This window comes from Novosphingobium sp., assembly GCF_039595395.1.
Taxonomy (GTDB): domain Bacteria; phylum Pseudomonadota; class Alphaproteobacteria; order Sphingomonadales; family Sphingomonadaceae; genus Novosphingobium.
Window position 1 is genome coordinate 407639 of sequence record NZ_JBCNLP010000001.1, and the last position, 16805, is coordinate 424443.

At 62.5% G+C, this 16805-nt stretch carries 22 protein-coding genes; 15 read left to right on the forward strand and 7 right to left on the reverse strand.

What is annotated here, in order from left to right; all coding sequences use genetic code 11:
• Positions 1-90 precede the first annotated feature (90 nt).
• Positions 91-537 (reverse strand): helix-turn-helix transcriptional regulator, encoded by a 447-nt coding sequence (locus ABDW49_RS01955; protein ID WP_343609327.1) that lies wholly within the window; start codon positions 535-537, stop codon positions 91-93.
• 49 nt (positions 538-586) lie between these two features.
• Here ABDW49_RS01955 and ABDW49_RS01960 point away from each other — a divergent pair, with 49 nt between their 5' ends.
• Genes ABDW49_RS01960 through ABDW49_RS01970 form a run of 3 tightly spaced genes read left to right on the forward strand, consistent with a single transcriptional unit; the run spans position 587 to position 3835 of the window.
• Complete coding sequence (locus ABDW49_RS01960) at positions 587-811, forward strand: helix-turn-helix transcriptional regulator (protein WP_343609329.1); 225 nt, start codon at positions 587-589, stop codon at positions 809-811.
• A gap of 2 nt (positions 812-813) precedes the next feature.
• Complete coding sequence (locus ABDW49_RS01965; protein WP_343609331.1) at positions 814-1950, forward strand: hypothetical protein; 1137 nt, start codon at positions 814-816, stop codon at positions 1948-1950.
• Positions 1934-3835: a hypothetical protein gene (locus ABDW49_RS01970; RefSeq protein WP_343609332.1), complete on the forward strand. Its 1902-nt coding sequence runs from the start codon at positions 1934-1936 to the stop codon at positions 3833-3835. Before ABDW49_RS01965 ends, ABDW49_RS01970 begins: the two co-directional genes overlap by 17 nt.
• Here ABDW49_RS01970 and ABDW49_RS01975 read toward each other — a convergent pair.
• Complete coding sequence (locus tag ABDW49_RS01975; protein WP_343609333.1) at positions 3832-4020, reverse strand: hypothetical protein; 189 nt, start codon at positions 4018-4020, stop codon at positions 3832-3834. The two genes, ABDW49_RS01970 and ABDW49_RS01975, sit on opposite strands and share 4 nt — an antisense overlap.
• A gap of 161 nt (positions 4021-4181) precedes the next feature.
• Here ABDW49_RS01975 and ABDW49_RS01980 point away from each other — a divergent pair, with 161 nt between their 5' ends.
• Positions 4182-4580 (forward strand): hypothetical protein, encoded by a 399-nt coding sequence (locus ABDW49_RS01980; RefSeq protein WP_343609334.1) that lies wholly within the window; start codon positions 4182-4184, stop codon positions 4578-4580.
• On the opposite strand, the gene ABDW49_RS01985 is transcribed toward ABDW49_RS01980, so the two are convergent.
• The 5 genes from ABDW49_RS01985 to ABDW49_RS02005 all read right to left on the reverse strand — a co-directional run bounded on the left by ABDW49_RS01985 (position 4570) and on the right by ABDW49_RS02005 (position 6786).
• Positions 4570-5445, reverse strand: coding sequence for a hypothetical protein (locus ABDW49_RS01985; RefSeq protein ID WP_343609335.1), 876 nt, complete (start codon positions 5443-5445; stop codon positions 4570-4572). The two genes, ABDW49_RS01980 and ABDW49_RS01985, sit on opposite strands and share 11 nt — an antisense overlap.
• Positions 5446-5529: 84 nt before the next feature.
• On the reverse strand, positions 5530-6117 hold the full coding sequence (locus ABDW49_RS01990) for a hypothetical protein (RefSeq protein ID WP_343609337.1): 588 nt from the start codon (positions 6115-6117) through the stop codon (positions 5530-5532).
• Between the two features lie 94 nt (positions 6118-6211).
• Positions 6212-6451: a hypothetical protein gene (locus ABDW49_RS01995; RefSeq protein ID WP_343609339.1), complete on the reverse strand. Its 240-nt coding sequence runs from the start codon at positions 6449-6451 to the stop codon at positions 6212-6214.
• Between the two features lie 2 nt (positions 6452-6453).
• Complete coding sequence (locus tag ABDW49_RS02000; RefSeq protein WP_343609341.1) at positions 6454-6585, reverse strand: hypothetical protein; 132 nt, start codon at positions 6583-6585, stop codon at positions 6454-6456.
• Positions 6586-6588: 3 nt separating this feature from the next.
• Positions 6589-6786 carry a hypothetical protein gene (locus tag ABDW49_RS02005; protein ID WP_343609343.1) on the reverse strand — a complete coding sequence of 66 codons (198 nt, stop codon included), beginning with the start codon at positions 6784-6786 and terminating at the stop codon, positions 6589-6591.
• A gap of 548 nt (positions 6787-7334) precedes the next feature.
• On the opposite strand from ABDW49_RS02005, the gene ABDW49_RS02010 reads away from it, so the two are divergent.
• The 11 genes from ABDW49_RS02010 to ABDW49_RS02060 all read left to right on the forward strand — a co-directional run bounded on the left by ABDW49_RS02010 (position 7335) and on the right by ABDW49_RS02060 (position 16802).
• Positions 7335-8024, forward strand: a complete 690-nt coding sequence (locus tag ABDW49_RS02010) for a hypothetical protein (RefSeq protein ID WP_343609344.1) — start codon at positions 7335-7337, stop codon at positions 8022-8024.
• Positions 8024-8848: a hypothetical protein gene (locus ABDW49_RS02015; protein WP_343609345.1), complete on the forward strand. Its 825-nt coding sequence runs from the start codon at positions 8024-8026 to the stop codon at positions 8846-8848. The genes ABDW49_RS02010 and ABDW49_RS02015 overlap by 1 nt, the downstream gene beginning before the upstream one ends.
• Before the next feature lie 26 nt (positions 8849-8874).
• Positions 8875-10458: a hypothetical protein gene (locus tag ABDW49_RS02020; protein WP_343609346.1), complete on the forward strand. Its 1584-nt coding sequence runs from the start codon at positions 8875-8877 to the stop codon at positions 10456-10458.
• Positions 10458-10703, forward strand: coding sequence for a hypothetical protein (locus ABDW49_RS02025; RefSeq protein ID WP_343609348.1), 246 nt, complete (start codon positions 10458-10460; stop codon positions 10701-10703). Before ABDW49_RS02020 ends, ABDW49_RS02025 begins: the two co-directional genes overlap by 1 nt.
• Before the next feature lie 10 nt (positions 10704-10713).
• A complete protein-coding gene (locus tag ABDW49_RS02030) occupies positions 10714-11490 on the forward strand; it encodes a hypothetical protein (RefSeq protein ID WP_343609350.1) in 777 nt (258 codons plus the stop codon).
• A 22-nt stretch (positions 11491-11512) separates the two neighbouring features.
• Entirely contained in the window at positions 11513-13204 is a 1692-nt protein-coding gene (locus tag ABDW49_RS02035; RefSeq protein WP_343609352.1) for a portal protein, read from the forward strand.
• Between the two features lie 79 nt (positions 13205-13283).
• A complete protein-coding gene (locus ABDW49_RS02040) occupies positions 13284-13553 on the forward strand; it encodes a hypothetical protein (protein ID WP_343609354.1) in 270 nt (89 codons plus the stop codon).
• A complete protein-coding gene (locus tag ABDW49_RS02045; protein WP_343609355.1) occupies positions 13546-14409 on the forward strand; it encodes a hypothetical protein in 864 nt (287 codons plus the stop codon). Before ABDW49_RS02040 ends, ABDW49_RS02045 begins: the two co-directional genes overlap by 8 nt.
• Positions 14410-14670: 261 nt before the next feature.
• On the forward strand, positions 14671-15579 hold the full coding sequence (locus ABDW49_RS02050; RefSeq protein WP_343609357.1) for a phage capsid protein: 909 nt from the start codon (positions 14671-14673) through the stop codon (positions 15577-15579).
• A gap of 63 nt (positions 15580-15642) precedes the next feature.
• Positions 15643-16056 (forward strand): hypothetical protein, encoded by a 414-nt coding sequence (locus ABDW49_RS02055; protein WP_343609359.1) that lies wholly within the window; start codon positions 15643-15645, stop codon positions 16054-16056.
• A gap of 116 nt (positions 16057-16172) precedes the next feature.
• Positions 16173-16802, forward strand: coding sequence for a hypothetical protein (locus ABDW49_RS02060; protein ID WP_343609361.1), 630 nt, complete (start codon positions 16173-16175; stop codon positions 16800-16802).
• Positions 16803-16805 lie beyond the last annotated feature (3 nt).

Consider the following 16805-nt stretch of genomic DNA (forward strand, 5'->3'; position numbering starts at 1 on the left):
ATACAAAACGGAAAAAGACGTTTTTCCATAGTGACGAAAAAAGCCGCCCGGCTTGCGCTGGGCGGCTTGCGATCTGAAATCGGGGTGGGATCAGGAGGCTTTGCGCTCTTCCAGATTGATCACTTCTGGCTTGACGCGGTGCTTCTGGGCATTCTCGAAAGAGCCTTCCAGCATCTCCCGCACCGCCTCGGGGACCTCGCGCAGGGTATCGATGAAATGGCGCTCCAGCGGGGTGAGGCCGCCATCTTCTTCCAGCAGGAGATCGGCGGGCGGCATCTCGTAATGTTTGCCCAGGCGGAGCATCCAGCCGTAGTCCAGTTCTCTTTCGCCGGTTTCCAGTTTCTGGATCTGGGCGGCGGTGGTGTTGCAACTGGCTGCCACTGTCGCGAGCGACGATCCTTCGGCAGTGCGAAGGGCGCGCAGGCGGTTGAGCGGCAGGAAGGAGAGCTTTTTCGGCATAGTCGGGAAATTTAAGACATTTCCTATGGGGGCTCTATCGACCATCTTGTAGAAATCTCCGCTGAGTGGGCTTGCCATCAAGTATACATTTTGGATAAATGAGGCAATGGCACAGGGAAGCACCAACATGGTTACCGAAGCGGGCCGCAAGCTGCGTGCGTGGCGAAAGAGCCAGAAACCGCCTCTGTCCGCCCATGATGCGGCGCGTTGGCTGGGTCTGTCCTTCATGTCGGTGTACCGCGTGGAGACGGGCACGCGCCCGGCGGGCGGGAAAATCATGCGATCGCTGTTGCAGCGCGAGATCTGCGCGCCGGGCGATTTCGATATTCCCGCCTCCGACGAAGCCGCCTGACCATGGACAACAGGCAGGGCGATGAACTGGACGCCCGGGAGATTTCCGCCGAGCTGAACCGGAATGTCGCCGCCGTGGTGGGGGCATGCCTGCCCGGCGCTGTGAAAAGCGGCGGCATGTGGCATGCGGGCAGCATCAAGGGCGAGAGCGGCAACAGCCTCAAGGTGAAGGCCAATGGAACTTGGGCGGATTATGCCTTCGCCAAGGGCGATCCGCTGGGCCATGGCGATATGCTCAAGCTGCTCTATCTGACCATCGGCGGGCAGAGCTGGCGTGAGACGTTTTCGCAGGCGCGCAAGCTGCTCAAGCATGAGGATATGGACCCGCATGCGCTGGCCGCCCATCGGCGGCGCGCGGCGGCGGCGGCCCAGCGGGCGGAGGTGGAGAATGCGGACAAGGTGGCGAAAAGCCGCCTGAAAGCGCGCAATCTGTGGTTCCACGCCAGCCCGATCATCGGCACGCCCGCCATGCGCTATCTGGAAGGGCGGGGCATCGACTTTGCGCTGATCGGGCGTGTGCCTGGTTCGATGCGGTTTCGCCATGATGTGTGGCATGCCGATCTGAAACGGCCCGTGCCTGCCCTGTTGACTGCCGGGTTGCTGGGCAATCAGCATGTGGCGACCCATTGCATCTACCTCGACCGCAAGGCCGATGGCAGTTGGGGCAAGCTGCCCGATCTGGAGGTTGACGGGAAGCGGTTGAAGATCGCCAAGAAGATCTTCGGCCAGCAGCCGCAGGGCGTGCATTTCCCGATCATCAAGGGGCGCACCCGCAAGACGCTGGTGGACATGCCCGCTGGCGAGAGGATCAGCAGCGCCGAGGGCGCCGAGGATGCCTTGACCTATGCCATGATCCACCCGGAAGAGCGGATCGTGTTCGCGGGAACGCTTGGGCTGCTGGGCGCGATGGCCTTGCCGCCGCAATGCGGCGATTTCACCATATTGGCGCAGCGGGATGACGAAGGGTCACCCGCTGCCGAATCCTTCGAAAAGCAGGTGTCCGCGCAGCAGCTGCGCGCGCGGCAGGACGGATCGCACCGGCGGGTGATGTGCATCTGGCCGGAAGAAGGGTTCAAGGATCTTAACGACGAATGGCGGGGTATCCGCATGGACGGGGGCAGGAATGACGCGCAAAAGTAGCCCCGCAAAGCTGGCCGCGATGCGGGAGCGCCAACCAATGCTGGCGCCGGATTTCGCGCAGGCCGAGGAAGCACCCAAGGCGGACGGGCATCCGCCGCAATTGCCGCAGCCGTGCCCGGTGACGCCGCTGGGCGTGAACGGAAAGAACATCCTGTTTCTCGACCGGCTTAATCAGGTGGTGGAAACCGGGGCGGAAGTCCGAAAGGGCGAGTTGAAGCTGTGGTTTGGCAATGAATGGCTGAAACAGAATTTCGAACAGCGGCCCAAGGGATGGAAAGAGGGTGACCCTATCGACAAGTTCGATCAGGATGACGCGCAGACCGCCTTGGTTGAGGACTGTGTGCGGCGCGGGATTTTCAATCCGCAGGGGCGGGTGTTTGGGCGTGGTGCCCATCGTCTTCCCGGCGATGACGGCAGTCTGGCCCTGCATATGGGCAACCGCGTGATGATCGTGAACGGGCTGGATGCCAAGGGCAAGCGCATGCCGCGCCCGATCATATCCCCGCCCGGCGAGTTCGTGGGGGCGAATGAGCGGCAGGCCTTTTTCCCCGCAATGCAGAAGCTGCCCGCGCCCGCCGACAACCCGACCACGGCGGAAGAGGCGCAGGAATTGCGGCTGATGCTGCAGAACCGGTGGTATTGGACAGAGCCACAGTCCAGCGGGATGATCCTGCTGGGCCATATTGTGCAGATGTTCATCTGTGGGGCCTTGGAATGGCGCGCGCATATCTGGCTGGCGGCGCCGACGGCATCGGGCAAGAGTTATCTGCAAAAGCTGATCCGGGCCATTCATGACGAATGGTGTCTTGCCACGGAAGACAGCAGCGAGGCGGCAATCCGGCAGGTGCTGGGCGACGATACGCTGCCCGTGATGATCGACGAAGCCGAGGCGCACGATAACCCGGAGCGGCTCAACGCCATCGTCAATCTGATGAAAAAGGCGTCCATGGGCGCGAAAATGTATCGCGGCAGCACCGACCATAAGGCGGTCGGCTTCACCGCCCAGTCCTGCTTTCTGCTGTCGAGCGTACTGCATGCCAATATGAAGGGCGAGGACCGCAACCGCATCGCTATTCTGGAAATGCGGCCGATCCCGGTCGATGCCGAGCCGCTTGAGCTGGAGATGGCGAGCTGGGTGCAGTTGGGCAAGCGGATGCGGCGCCGCGTCATCGATCATTGGAAGCGCTTCGATAAGACGTTCCGGGCCTATAAGCGCGAGATCGCGCGGCGCGGGTTCGAGGGGCGCTGGCAGGATACCTATGGCACCTTCCTCGCCTGTGCCGATCTGGTGTTGTATGATTTCGATGTGGATGCGCTGATCCCGGATGACAGCGTGCCCGGGCCTGAGCGGGTGAAGGAGAATGTCACCCTGATCGAGCCCGCCATGGCGCGGGGCCGGGCCGAGGCGCGCAGCGACGTGGATCGCGTGCTGGTGCATATGACCAGCCATCTGTTGCCGGGCGCGCATGGCAAGACAGCGGAATCCGTGGGTTACTGGATTGAGCGGGCGATGACGTTCAAGGAAGTGCCCAACGGGATCGCGATCACCACTCCGCCCGATATCGTGGTGGATCAGGAAGCGCGCGAAAAGCTGAAAACCTATGGTTTGCGGGTGCTGAACCTTGTCGACAAGGGCAAGGGGCAGCGCGGCTATACCGATGCGGCGCCCGAGAAGTGGGAAGATGCATGGCTGGCGGTGGCCTATCCCACCAACAAACCGCTGCATGAGGTGTTTCGCGGCAGCGAATGGGCAGGCGGCGTGTGGCTGCAATCGCTGGGCAAGGTGCCCAATGCGCTGAAATGGACGCAGAAGGTGCGGTTTTCAGGATCGAGCGACAATGCGTTGCTGGTGCCCCTGAAAGCACTGGGGCTGGAGGACGATTAATCGCCCTCCGGTTCCTCGTCAGGCGCCAGTGACAGGGCGAGGATGGCGGCAATGCCGCGCGGGGGCAGATGGGCATCGTCGGGCAGCTGGTCGAGCAGATCGAGCAGGCCGGACAGCGCGGCATGGCGGCGCAGGCCCATCATCTCGGGATCGATGGTCACGGTGTAGGGTGTGGATGCGTGCATTGTTCAACCGGCCTCCTGAGATTGATATAGGTTAGTCAGGGGCTTGTAGGGAAGTTCTCTTTTTGTTCTCATTCGTTCCAGTTTCGGGACAATGGATCGGGATTGACGGCAGTTGTGCTGGACATACCATTCCGCGCGATTGATTCGCGGGGATTTTTGTCATGCCATTTCCGGTTCCGGCGTCTGATAGGCCGCTCGTCTCCAGAGAGGGCGCCAGTCCACCGGGATCGGTCTGGCAGAATGACTGGGAGGTGTTCGTCCAGCGCGCATTTCAGGACTATGGCGTGGAACTGGCTGTGTTCGCGGTTGCGGCTGTCCACGTCGCGCTGTTCGCCTGGTGGTGGCGCATCAGGGGTGGCGGGTTGATGCCGCTGCTGTTGGGAACGTCTGTCGGCGCATTGGCCCTGATCTATCTGGGATTATATCCGCATCTGGGCGCCGAGCTGCTGGCGCCTGTGCGGGATCTGGGCGAGCGCCTGACGGGTTATGGCCTGATGATGGGGGCGGCCTTGCTGGGCTATCGCAGCGGGCGCCAGACGGCACCCAGCATCACCAGCTGACCTTTTCGCGGTCAGAATGGCATAGGTCATATTCTTCCGGCCGGGCGAAGCGCGCGGGCAGATCAGGCATGGCGGCGCGGATCGCATCGAGGGCGCGCAGGCAGGAAGGTTCCTCGGTGGGGTCTAGGCCGTGCTGACCATAGATCACCAGCGCCAGCGCATCCGGACCATGGCCTGTGACGTGCCATGACGCGCGGAACTGGGCCTGATAGTCGAAGACGCTGGCAAGGCCGGTATCCACGATCAGATTGTCATAGGCCCAGAGGCTGGCCTCTTGCAGCGCGATGCGGACGGTTTCCTTGATCTGGAAGGCGGCGCGCAGTGCGGTGCCACGGCGGGCGGTTTCCTCACGCGTCGTCGCGCGGATGTCGTCCCAATCGGCGGCCAGCGCGGGGAATTGCTCGATGATCCATTTCGCGAGCTGGGCGAGCTGACGGGCTGTCTGTTGTTCGGAGCGCCAACCGCCATCGGTATAACCGGCGCAGGTTTTCAGGGCATCGCGGCAGAGCGCGAGCGCGGCGGCCTCGATGTCGTGCGCGCCTTTCACGCGGAAAAACGGGCCGCTGTGGCCCATATTGGCGGCCTCAAGTCGGGTGCTGGCATAAACGGCGCCGTCATGGGTGACGATCTGCACATGCCAGCCCGGCTTGCGCCAGAGGCCGCGGCCATTCTCGGCCTCGCCCCATGCCAGAACCAGCACGGTGCCGGCAGCCTGCCCGGCGGTGACAGCGGCATCGATGCGCTGGCGCTCTGCCTCCCATGCAGCGCGCGAGGCCTTGATGCGGGCGATCTGGGCCTGTTCGGCATCAGTGACAGGGGCAGGCGGCGGCGCCATCATGGCGAACATATCGAGTTGCTGGAGCATGGTTGCCTCCGGATCGGGACGCGGCGCAATGGCCGCCCATCTGGACGCCGTGCCCGCACCCGGACCCGGCGCCACAGGGGGCGGTCAATGATAGGCGGTGAAGTGCTGGGCGGCGTAGACCGGCTTGCCGCCGATCAGCGCCATGGGCTCGATCTTGGAGGCGTGGCGCACATCATCGATGCGCACGCCACCGTTGCGGGCCTTGCGGCGCAGCACGTCACCCACGAACTGGCCCGGCATCGGCACAACCTTGCCCTGCTGCCACTCGGTTTCCAGACGATCGGTTGCGATCTTGCGGACCTCTACCATGGTATCGCCGATCAGCTTGGTGACCTGATAGTAATCGATGTTGGTCTGTTCGTAGCCCCACATGGCGCTGAGGACATCGCCCTCGGCGAGTCCGCGCCCGGCGCTCTTGCGTTCGGCGGTGCGGGCCTGCTGCATCTGCTTATGGGCGAGGCAGGAGGCGAAGAAACCCGCGATGCGCTGTTCGCGCTTGGCGGTGCTGCCGAAAGAGTAGTGCCACGTGGGCTTTTGCGACTTGCCGTAGAAGGTGACGGCATAGGGCTTGCCGTCACGCTCGTAGAGGTAGGCGACGGCGGTGGTGTGCAGGTGCTGCACCTTGCGGGCGCCCTTGGGGATGTAGAATTCGCGGGTGAGTGAGTAGCGCATCGGTCGGCCTCCTTTTGCCGGGTGATGCGGCCAGCTGGCCGCCCATCATGCCGCCGGATCGGGGTAGGCCCGGACCCGGCGGCGATGGGGGCGGTCAGCTCACCGTGAAGCGGGAGTGGCCAAACGTCCCGGGAATGCAGGGCAGATGCTTGAGGCGGCCAGCATCTTCCAACGCTTCGAAGAGCGAGAGGCCAGCGCCGGGCTTGGCTACATCTTCGCCCGTGATCTCGGCAATGCGGCGCCAGCTATAGCCGCCGTCAATCTCACCATTGCGGTTGGCGCAGCTACGGAGATAGGCGGCGCCTGCGTCGATCTGGGATTGTGTGAGGATCATGGTCAGGCCTTCCGTGCTGCCATCCACACCAGATCGCCGAGCAGGCCGGTGTCGTAGCTGGTGGCGATGGTCTGGGCGGCGAAGACGAGAGCGGCGATGGTCAGGGCCAGATCGCGGATGGTGCGGAGCGCCATGGATCAGGCCTCCTCGCCCAGCTCTTCAAACTCGAAGTTCCAACCATTGATGGTCAGCATCTCGCCTTCGTTGAGGTCATAGGCCCGAAATGTACCGTCGAAATCAGCATCCTCTTGGATGAGGAGTTCAAGGCTGTGGCATCCGCCCTCGGCGAGAACTTCGCGGGTGTAGCCAAGGGTGCGGGCTTGATCTGCGGTCATGGTTTCGGCCTCCTTTTGCCGGAATGTTTGCGGCGCCTCGTCGGCACCCACATTTATACATTCTGGAAAAATAAATGACATGTCAACTAGGCATGAGAAAAAATTATTCAAGCCCGTCAGCCTGCCGATAGGCAGGCGGTGCGACGGGCTTTCTATTCGCCTTTCCAGTCTCTTAGAGCGCATCCCTTGCCTCTCTATACCCTGACCCGGACCCGTTTCTTTACAGCCAAAATTGACCCGAAGGCTGGGCGCGGGCGAAGGGTTCGGGGTGTCCTAAGTGCCGTGCTTTGTCCTGATGCTGTACTGTGATTTTATCGCTATATATCAATATATTGCGTCATTTATCCTAGTGTCCTGCCGTCCTAGCCTGATTTCAGGTCCGTGCGCTTATGCGCGCGTTTCATGCGCGACATATCGACCTAGGACAAATAGGACGCGTGTTATTTCAATGCCTTACCTGTCCTATTCATAATAATTTCTAGGACAGTCAGGACGGTGTGAGGCTGGGGATTGCCTCGATTTATCCAATCTGTAAAAACCTGCGTCCAATGACACCGGACCTCGCCACCCTGCTGAATAAAGAATGGGGCGGATATGCCATCCGACCCGTGTTTCGTCGGCGGGTGCGTCGGGGTCTGGAGAATTTCGCGCGCGGCGCGGAATGCCTGGGCACGATCAAGGCAAGGGATTTGCCCAGCGCTGGCGTGGTGGCGGCTCGATGTGGGGCTGCCGCCACGCCCATTGATTTTCAAGGGTTTATCGTTGGCGTCATGGGGCCCGTCGCATGGGCCATGTCGCACGGCACGGCTAAGTGGCCTGTTTCCTCACGCTTTTTCTGGGTGCGTCGTCTGATTGCCAGTCTGACGACGCCGGGCGCCATCCGATCCGCCTCAGCCAGCGGCCCCGCCGCCCGGGGCGCCGGGCCGGAGGGGGGCTTTCCCCTTTCGGTTCGCGGGCGAACCCCCTTCGCGTGTCGCGCCCGTGCGGCCGGAAATCTGGAAAATTCGGCCCCGGCCTTGGCTTGCCGCCTTGGCTGCCCTGACGGACCGGGGAACACGGGCGCAAAGTTTTGGAATTCGCCGCTGGGGTCCGGGGTGCGGGGCTTGCACAAAGCGCTGATCTTAGGCGGAGAATCCGCAGGACAGCGCCAAAAGCGCTATGAGGGCGAGTTGTCGGTAGCCGGGCATTTCCCGCTCGATCAGGGCAAGAATCGCTTCGTAGAATCGACGGTGGCCTGATGTCAACGGACCGGCCCAGCCTTGACCGCGCATTCCATGAGGAAGCGGGTGAAAACCGCGCGATATTCGGCGCTGATGTCTCGGCTGACCAGTTGGACATGTGGCGCGACCGCGACGGCAAGCTGCCCGGCAACATCTTCCAGATGGCGCGACAGCAGGCGGCCCAGCGCGGCGCCGGGCGCCCGAAGGGAAGCCGGAACCGGCGGAGCGAGGATCTGGCGCGGCTGATCGTGCATCAGCATGGCGATCCCGTGATGGCGATGGCCAGCATGTATTCGCGCCCGCTCGACCAGATGGTTGAGGCCCTGCTGATCGCCGATGGCACGCAAGAGCGCCAGCGCCAGTTGGATGAGAATATCCAGGAACTGTCGATGGCGGTGAAGCTGGCGGCGGGGGCGATCAAGGGCGCCGGCGCGGATATGGAGGCGATCAACCGCTTGGCCGATGCCTGCGAGGCGCTGGAATCGGTGTCGCGCCGTAGCCAGGGCAAGCCGGGCGATCTGGCGATCAAGGCGCTGAATGTGCAGCTCGCCGCCGCCAAGGCCACGGCGGAATATGTCCACAGCAAGAAGCCGGTGGAGGCTGTGGTCAAGCATCAGGCCGATGCGGTCATCATGTTCCCCAGTCTTTCGGGCATCCGTGGCAGCAATTTCGACCAGCTCGACAGCGGTACGCGCGAGGCTGAGAAGATCATCCAGCGCAGTCTGGCATCGGGCGCGATCACGGCAGACATGCTGGTCAATATGCGCTTCGTCGATGGCCAGTTGATCGATGCGGATGATCGCCCGGTCGAGTTCGACGACGAAGCCGGGGATGAAGGATGAGCGCCGGGCCGGGCTTTGTGCAGCTCATGGCGCCGGTCGGCCCGGTGGCAGAGGCATTCGTTGCAGATCAGACGATCCTCTGCGGGATCATGGGCCCCTATGGCTCGGCCAAAACCACGAGCTGCATCCGCAAAATCATCACCAGCCCAGCTTATCAAAATCCCTCGCCGATTGATGGCGTGAGGCGGGTGCGCTGGTGTGTGGTGCGTGACACCTATGCGCAGTTGGAAACCAACGTCCTCAATAGCTGGTTCACGTGGTTTCCCAAAACGCTGGGCGATTTCAACGGCAATGACATGCGCCACACCATCACGTTTCAGGTGGCGCAGCTCGACGGCAGCCCCGCCGAGACATGGCAGGTCGAAGTCTACTTCCGCGCGATGGGCGACCGGAAGGCAGAGGAAGTTCTCAAGGGATTGGAGCTGACAGGCCTATGGCTGAACGAAACCGACACGCTGGACCGCGGCGTGTTGAGCTTCGGCATCGGGCGAACGGGCCGTTACCCGTCAGCAGCGAACGGCGGGTGCCAGTACCGCGCAGTGATCGCCGACTTCAACGCCCCGGACGTGGACAACTGGACCTATGAGGTTTTCGTTGAAGGCAAACTGCCGATCAGCGATGAGCAGCTCAAGGAACTGAAAGAACGCCTCGGGCCGCGCGTGGGCGTGTCGTTCCACCGCCAGCCCGGCGGGCGTTCTCAGAACCCAACGCCTGAAAACATCAAGAACCTTCCCGACGGTTATTATGAAATGACCATGCTTGGTCTTTCAGAGAACCATATCAGGCGGTTCATCGATAATGAATTTGGTGCTGTTCGTAATGGGCAGCCGGTGTTTCCCGAATACAATGACCGGTTTCATTGCATTCCTGAGGGGATCAAGCCGCTTAAGGGCGTACCGGTCGGCATCGGCTTCGATGGCGGTTCCACGCCTGCGGCGCTGTTCGGCCAGCGCTGCCCAGATACCGGGCAGGTCCGCGTGCTGCGCGAGCTTGTGGTGTTTTCCGACAGCGCCGATCAGGAGCTTGAGCGCCTGGGCCCCGAAACCTTCGGGGAGATGATGGCCGAGGTGTGGCTGGAGCATTTCGCCAATTGCGAGTTCGATACCGCATGGTGCGATCCCGCTGCGCTCTATGGCGACGAATATGCCGATAGCTGGGCTCGGCTGTGCTGGAAGGCCTTCTGCAAGCGCATCGGTGCGAAGGCTCGGCAATGGAAGATGAAGGCCGCGCCGGTCAAGGGCAACCGCCTGCCAGAGCGCATCGAGGGCGTCCGCCGCCTGCTGACCCACAGCCCTGCCGGGCGCCCGGGTTACGTCATCGCGGGGGATGCCTGTCGCTATCTGCGGCGCGGCTTCAACAACGGCTATGTCATCCAGCGTGTCCAGATGTCGAGCGGGCAGGGCCGCTGGAAAGACGAGCCGGTCAAGAACGATTTCAGCCATTGTCATGACGGCAACCAGTATCTGGTGGCGGGTCTGACCAGGCGTGGCGCCGAGGCCGATGTAGTGCGCGGCGATGTCCGCGAGGATCGCAGCGAGAAGCGCGCGGGCCGGTCCAAGGTGAATTTCGGCAGCAGCCCCTTCGCGCCACCCCAAAGGAGTAACCGCTGATGACCTTCGCCCTGCCTGCGCTGGGTGCGGCGCTGATCGGCACCGCCGCGACCGCCATCACCACGGCTCTTGTCAGCAAGCCATCTCAGCAGGTCGCGGTGCAGCAGGCCCAGCCTGTCACCGTGCGTCAGAATTCGGCGGTGGCCGATGCAATAACCGCCCGGCGCGGCAGCGCGGCGAACATGCGCACAGGCTCTGGGGGAGCCGAGGCCTCCACCGGCCTCAAGACGAAACTCGGCGCATAGGAGAAGACCCATGGATCTGACCGAACTGCTGAAAGGCAGCCTCCCCACGATCACGGCGCAATTCGCCAATCTGAGCGATGATGACATCGTCCAGCTCATCGCGCTGGAAGCTACCGCCGCTAAACCTCGCTCCGGCCTGCTGGCTTCTCTGAAGACCGAGCAGCAAGCGCGTGGCGGCGATGGCACCGCCCGTGATGAGAATGACGCGCTGATCGCCGCCGAGGCGCAGGTTGCCGAACTCACTGCCCTCAACGCCGGTCTGACCGATGCCAACACGGCGCTGTCCGCACAGGTTGAGGATTTGCAGGGGCAGGTTGCCACGTTGACGACCAGCAATGCCAGCCTGACTGCGGCGACCGCCGATACCGATGCTCTGCGCGAACAGATCGAGGAACTGCAATTGCAGCTCTCCGATATGGGCGTGCCAGCTTCGGTGGGCACGGTCGATGGAAAGACTGTGGTGCTGATCGTCGGCGGCAGTCTGGATGGCCTGACGCGCGTGGTGTTCGCCGACGCCACCGATCATTTGCTGGAACAGATCCCGGCGCTGCAATTCCCGGCGTCCGTCCTTGTGAAGGGCGATGACGGCACCGTGGTGTTGAACGCCCCGATCAGCTTCCCGCGCTTCGGCCCGACCAGCGATGTCAGTTCGGCATGGCTGGTGGGCGATGCCACGGATGAGGGGCTGGCCGGCGCCGTGTGCCGTCTGGTCATTCCGGTCGGCGTCGGCGGCGGCAGGGCAGTGGAGTTGCCCGCCGGGCATCTGCGCTTCTCGCTCAACGCATAATCTCTGACGGGGGCAAAGGGCCGTGTTCGATCCCAACAACATCCGCCTCAATCAGGCGCGCATGGAAAAGAACCGTTCAACGCATGATCGCTATTGGACGGAGATCGCGGCCCTTTGCTACCCGGAGCTTGAGAGCTTTCAGGGCGGCCAGATGAAGCAAAGCCCATGGATGCGCAATCAGGTGCGCAGCGTGGGCAGCCATGATCCCTATACGGTCGAGGCGGTGCAGGACGGTGTTTCGCTGTTCGAATCCTATGTCATGCCCAGGGGGCAGCGTTGGCAGAAGCTGGCGCTGGGCGATGAAGAGCTGATGAAGGACGTGGAAGTCCTGCAATGGCTCGAAAAGGTGGAAATCCGCCTGTTTGGCCTGCGCAACGACCCTGAGAGCGGTTTCGTTGCGAACATTCATGACTCTGCCATGAGCCTGTTCACCTTCGGCCCGCAGAGCCTGTGGGTGGATGATCGCTATGACGATTATGGCCGCTGGGCGGGCCTTCGCTACGAAAGCGAGTATATCGGCGATATCTGGGTGGAGCGCGATGCTTCTGGCCGGATTATCCGCATCCATCGCCGCATCGTCATGACGGCGGAACAGGCGCATATCAAGTGGGGCGCCAAGGCGCCCGAGCTGGTGCGCAAGGCCATGGAGGGCAACGCCAAAAACCAGCAGCAGGAATTTGAGTTCCTGCATGTGATCGAGCGCAACACGAAGATGGACGCGAACCGCATCGATGCGGCGGGCAAGCCGTGGCTGGGCTGCTATTACTCGGTGTCGGACAATGCCGTGTTCGACATCGGCGGCTATCATTCGCTGCCGCGTCTGGTGTCATCCTTCCGTCGCCCGGGCAATGTCACCTATGGTCGCAGCCCGGCGATGACGGCGCTGCCGCTGATCCGCAAATGCATGCAGATCGATTGGGATCGCTCGCTGGGCGCCGAGCTGCGCCTGCTGCCGCCGCTGCTGACCGCCGATAACGAGCTGGACAATGCGGTGCTGGAGTTGCGGGCGCTGGGCGTAACGGAAGGCGGGCTCAATGATCGCGGGGAGCCGCTGGTCAAGGAATTCCTGACGCAATCCGACGCGAATGATGCCGAAAAACTCTATGCCGAGGCGCGCCAGCTTGAGGACAAGATCTTCTTCCGCGATATGCTGCAGCTTGACCGGGAATACAAATCGCACATCCCGGCGGCACGCATCGAGGAGGAGCGGAGCGAAAAGGGCATCCTTCTGGCGCCGCTGAGCATGCAGGAGGCCGAATGGCTTTCACCCATGACGGCGCGCGAAATGACGCTGATGGCGCGCCACGGCATGATGGATGACATGCCCGACAAGGTGAAGGCCTATCTGCATGCCCAGGGTACTCTGGGCCTGAAATATGACAATGGGCTGACCCAGTTGCAGGAGGCAGGCAAGAGCGCCGCTTTCCTGTCCGTCGCGGGGCAGATCGGCTCGCTGGCCCAGTTCAACCCGCAATATGTCGAGTTCTTCAACCGGGAATATCCGCCGGAGAAGGTCATCACCGAGCTTGGCCGGATCGCCGGCATCCCCGCCTCGATGCGCTCGACCGAAGAGGAGCGCGCGGCCTTCGATCAGCAGCAGGCGCAGAAAGCCCAGCTGGATCAGCTGCTGGCCGCCGCGCCCGCGCTGGCCGGTGCCGCCAAGGATGCCGCTGCCGCTGGCCAGCCTATGCCATCCGGCATGATGGGGGCCTGATATGTCGCTTGCGGATGAAGTCTCGGCCTTGTCGGCCCGGATGGCACAGCCATCGATCGCTGATCGCACGCGCCAGAAGTTGAGCGCCTATCGCAGCCTGACCAAGGCCTATCGGACCTGCTTCCTCGATGCGGACGGCAACCTGACCGAGCACGGGAAAGAGGTTCTCAAAAACCTCTCGGCCAAGGCCAGGATTGGGCGGGCCGTGCGTGGTCGCACCGCCGAGGAAATCCAGTTCGACGAAGGCGCGCGCTCCATCGTGCTGCACCTGATGACGGCGATGCATCTGGATCATGACCATTTGGAGCGCATGGCGCGCAAAGTAAGGGAGAATCGCGGACATGAGTGATCTGGTGACGGGCGCCCTAGGGGTGCAGGAGCCTTCGGACAACGGCGCTGCTGCTGCTGCTGCTGCGGGGGGCGATGGTGGCGGGCAGGGTGGCGCAAGTGCCCCGGCATGGATGGCTGGTCTAGCCGATGAAGGCATGCGCGCCGACCCCGAGCTGTCGCGCTATGCCACCATCGATGATCTGGCCAAGGGCTTCAAGGAAACGCGCACCTGGGCGCGCGGGCGCGTGGCGATCCCCAACGCCGAAACCGACGACAATGGCTGGCGCGAATTCGGCGAGCGCCTGCGCCCCGAGAAAGCCACGGATTACGATATTCCGCTGCTTGAGGGCAGCGATACGGCCATGGCGGACAAGTACCGCGAATTTGCCCATGGCCTTGGAATGCCCGCGCGCTGGGCGAAGGCGAATGCGGAATTCCACAATCAGTTCATCAGCGACAGCCTGAGCCGGGTCGAGCAGCAGGCCAAGGATGGCATGAAAGCGGTGGAGCTGGAAATGGGCGGGGTAGCCTATAACCAGCGGATGGAGGCCACCGAAAACATGATGAAGGCGCACTTCGGCGGCGACTTCGATGTGATCACCAACCTGACAACCTCGCTGGGTGCCGAAAAGACTCTGCGGTTTCTTTTTTCCATGGCAGAGAAAACCGGAGAGCTGGGCAAGGTGGACAGCACCGATGTCTCACTGCGCATGGGCGGCATGACGCCCGAATCTGCACAAGGCGAAATCAACCGCCTCAGCGGTGACACAAGCCCGGCAGGCAAGGCATGGATGCAGCAGGCCAAGATCAAGGGAACGCCCGAGCATACGCGCTGGAATGCGCTGAACGATGCCGCTGCGGGGCCTAAAAAGTGACTTGACGTTTTTATTCAAAATGGAGAAATAAGGGCATCCCGTGATGCCCCCGGCGAACGGCAGGTGTCATCCCTCTGGGGGTGGCACCTGTTTCGCCAAATGGTCCTGCGGGACCGGCCTCCCCGCCTCTGGCGGCCCCGGTGCAGAGGGCGAAAGCAGCCCGGCGCACGCGGCGCATAACCCGCCAGACTGGCCCGGCTCGCCGCCGCCTCCCCGGTCGAAATCAAACCCATCGGTTCGTTTTTGACTTTGGAGGCCCATATGGCCGAGAATTTCGCCGAAACCCATCGCAACGTAAAGTTTTCGAACAACGTCGAGGCCACCCTGCGTCAGGAGCCCGGCGTCATCTACACGCTGGCCGGCACGAGCGACAATTACACCGGCAATAAGAAGGCCCGCATCACCAACCGGTTTGGCCGGGTCAAGATGGTCGAGCGCACCACGCGCAACGCCGATACCAACAACACCGATGTCGACAGCCTTGCGCGTTTCATCGCTCCCGGAAAGCTGGCCGATGTCGCGCCCATTCTGGATGAGGATGATACCGAGGTTACCGAGGTGGAGCTGGGCTCCGCACTGGTGAACGAAGTCGCCTCTGCCGCCTCGACCTATCACGACGACATGGCGAGCCGAGGCTTTTTCGGCAACGGCTGGACGGGCGAGAATGGCGACATCGCCGTGCCCTTCAAGAGCAGCAACATCCTCGTCCATGGCGGCGTGGGCATCACCAAGAACAAGCTGATCGCCCTGCGCGCGCTGATCAAGACGCGGCATGTGAACTTCCAGCGCGAAAAGCCCATCATCATGGTGACCCCCGATGATGAGACCGCGCTGCTCGGCATCGAGGAGTATGTGAACACGCGCTACGGCGAGGGTACGCCCCTGGCCGATGGCGAGCTGAAGCCCTGGATGGGCTTCCGCTTCATGCCGTTCACCCCCGATGCGGAATCGCTGCCCACCAGCTGGCAGAACTGGTTCACCGATGGAGGTATTACCCGCAACCTTCCGGTGATCGTGCCCAGCGGCTTCCATCGCGGCATCTGGCGCGAGTTCAAGGGCTCCATCGATGAGCGTGCCGACAAGAGCCACTCCACCCAGTTCTGGGGCTCGGCCCGCAGCGCCTGCGTTCGCACGGACGAAGACAAGGCCTTTATCATTCAGACCCGGTGATGACTGGCGGGCGGCGCAAGCCGCCCGCTTTGCCCTTTCCCACCCAAGCCATGGGGACATGACATGACGAAATTCGGTAGCCAGTTTTCCTCGACCGACCCGCTCAAGAAGGCTGATGGCCGCTCGCATGATGCGGGTGTGCGCAGCTTCGAGAACGTTTTCGACCTGACCGTGGATGGGGGCACCAATCAGGCGCTCAAGATCGCGGAAATCCAGCCCGGTGTGCATGCGCAAACCGTCACGCTGGACACCGATCAGAACCTATCGGCCATCAACTTCACCGTGGGCACCGCTGATACGCCCGCGAAATATGGTGCTTCGACGGCAGGGCCGAACGCGACCCAGAAGACGATCTATGTGCCGCTGTCGCTGGGCTTGGGCTGCACCACGGTGAACGAGGAAATCTTCCTCTACCCCAGTGCCAACATGCCCGCCGCCGGTTCGCTGAAAACCCGCATGCACTGTTCCAAGCGCTGATTTCGACCTGAGGGGCACCTCTCCCGCCCCTCACAACCTGCGGCGCGCCGGGGTCCATCAGGACTTCTGGAATGGGGATTTGCAGATAACCCGGCGCGCCGCCTTTCTTGCAGGGCATGATGATGATCGACAAGTCCAGCCAGACCGGGATCGTCAATGCCGCTGCGGGCTTGCTGGGCAGCACCTCGCGCCTTCAGAGCATTCAGGATGATATGCCGCTGGGGCTTCATGCTCGGGCCTTCTGGCCTATGATCGTGCGTCAGGCCTTCGTCGATTACAACTGGAACTTCGCGATTGCCCGTGCCGAGCTCAATGCCTCGGCTGAGGCTCCGACCTTTGGCTATCAATTCGCCTATGCCTTGCCCGCCGATTGCTCGCGTTGGCTGCCCCCCGGTCCTGCCGATGATGCATGCTTTGACGGCATTGAGGAAGGCGGCCTGATTCTGACCGATGCCGTCGCCCCACTGCGCGTCCGCTACATCAGTCTGGAGCGAGCAACACAGGTGGCGCGCTGGCCGGACTATTTTTGCACTGCGGTCATGTATTCCATGGCCGAAATGCTGGCTGAGCCGCTGGCACAAAGTACCAGCTTGCGGCGGGATATGGGCGATCTGGCCGAACTGCACTGGAAACGCGCCAAGCGCCGCGACAGCCAGAGCCGGGGATCAGAACAGGTGCGCCGCGTGGCCTCTACCTCAAGCTGGAATGCCTCCCGCTATCGCCCCTTCAACCCTGGGAGGCGTTGAGCC

Excerpts from the sequence above, each read along its gene's own strand:
- ABDW49_RS01955 (WP_343609327.1), bottom strand. The coding sequence starts at position 537 with ATGGCAAGCCCACTCAGCGGAGATTTCTACAAGATGGTCGATAGAGCC.
- ABDW49_RS01960 (WP_343609329.1), top strand. The coding sequence starts at position 587 with ATGGTTACCGAAGCGGGCCGCAAGCTGCGTGCGTGGCGAAAGAGCCAG.
- ABDW49_RS01965 (WP_343609331.1), top strand. The coding sequence starts at position 814 with ATGGACAACAGGCAGGGCGATGAACTGGACGCCCGGGAGATTTCCGCC.
- ABDW49_RS01970 (WP_343609332.1), top strand. The coding sequence starts at position 1,934 with ATGACGCGCAAAAGTAGCCCCGCAAAGCTGGCCGCGATGCGGGAGCGC.
- ABDW49_RS01975 (WP_343609333.1), bottom strand. The coding sequence starts at position 4,020 with ATGCACGCATCCACACCCTACACCGTGACCATCGATCCCGAGATGATG.
- ABDW49_RS01980 (WP_343609334.1), top strand. The coding sequence starts at position 4,182 with ATGCCATTTCCGGTTCCGGCGTCTGATAGGCCGCTCGTCTCCAGAGAG.
- ABDW49_RS01985 (WP_343609335.1), bottom strand. The coding sequence starts at position 5,445 with ATGCTCCAGCAACTCGATATGTTCGCCATGATGGCGCCGCCGCCTGCC.
- ABDW49_RS01990 (WP_343609337.1), bottom strand. The coding sequence starts at position 6,117 with ATGCGCTACTCACTCACCCGCGAATTCTACATCCCCAAGGGCGCCCGC.
- ABDW49_RS01995 (WP_343609339.1), bottom strand. The coding sequence starts at position 6,451 with ATGATCCTCACACAATCCCAGATCGACGCAGGCGCCGCCTATCTCCGT.
- ABDW49_RS02000 (WP_343609341.1), bottom strand. The coding sequence starts at position 6,585 with ATGGCGCTCCGCACCATCCGCGATCTGGCCCTGACCATCGCCGCTCTC.
- ABDW49_RS02005 (WP_343609343.1), bottom strand. The coding sequence starts at position 6,786 with ATGACCGCAGATCAAGCCCGCACCCTTGGCTACACCCGCGAAGTTCTC.
- ABDW49_RS02010 (WP_343609344.1), top strand. The coding sequence starts at position 7,335 with ATGACACCGGACCTCGCCACCCTGCTGAATAAAGAATGGGGCGGATAT.
- ABDW49_RS02015 (WP_343609345.1), top strand. The coding sequence starts at position 8,024 with ATGTCAACGGACCGGCCCAGCCTTGACCGCGCATTCCATGAGGAAGCG.
- ABDW49_RS02020 (WP_343609346.1), top strand. The coding sequence starts at position 8,875 with ATGGCGCCGGTCGGCCCGGTGGCAGAGGCATTCGTTGCAGATCAGACG.
- ABDW49_RS02025 (WP_343609348.1), top strand. The coding sequence starts at position 10,458 with ATGACCTTCGCCCTGCCTGCGCTGGGTGCGGCGCTGATCGGCACCGCC.
- ABDW49_RS02030 (WP_343609350.1), top strand. The coding sequence starts at position 10,714 with ATGGATCTGACCGAACTGCTGAAAGGCAGCCTCCCCACGATCACGGCG.
- ABDW49_RS02045 (WP_343609355.1), top strand. The coding sequence starts at position 13,546 with ATGAGTGATCTGGTGACGGGCGCCCTAGGGGTGCAGGAGCCTTCGGAC.
- ABDW49_RS02050 (WP_343609357.1), top strand. The coding sequence starts at position 14,671 with ATGGCCGAGAATTTCGCCGAAACCCATCGCAACGTAAAGTTTTCGAAC.
- ABDW49_RS02055 (WP_343609359.1), top strand. The coding sequence starts at position 15,643 with ATGACGAAATTCGGTAGCCAGTTTTCCTCGACCGACCCGCTCAAGAAG.
- ABDW49_RS02060 (WP_343609361.1), top strand. The coding sequence starts at position 16,173 with ATGATGATGATCGACAAGTCCAGCCAGACCGGGATCGTCAATGCCGCT.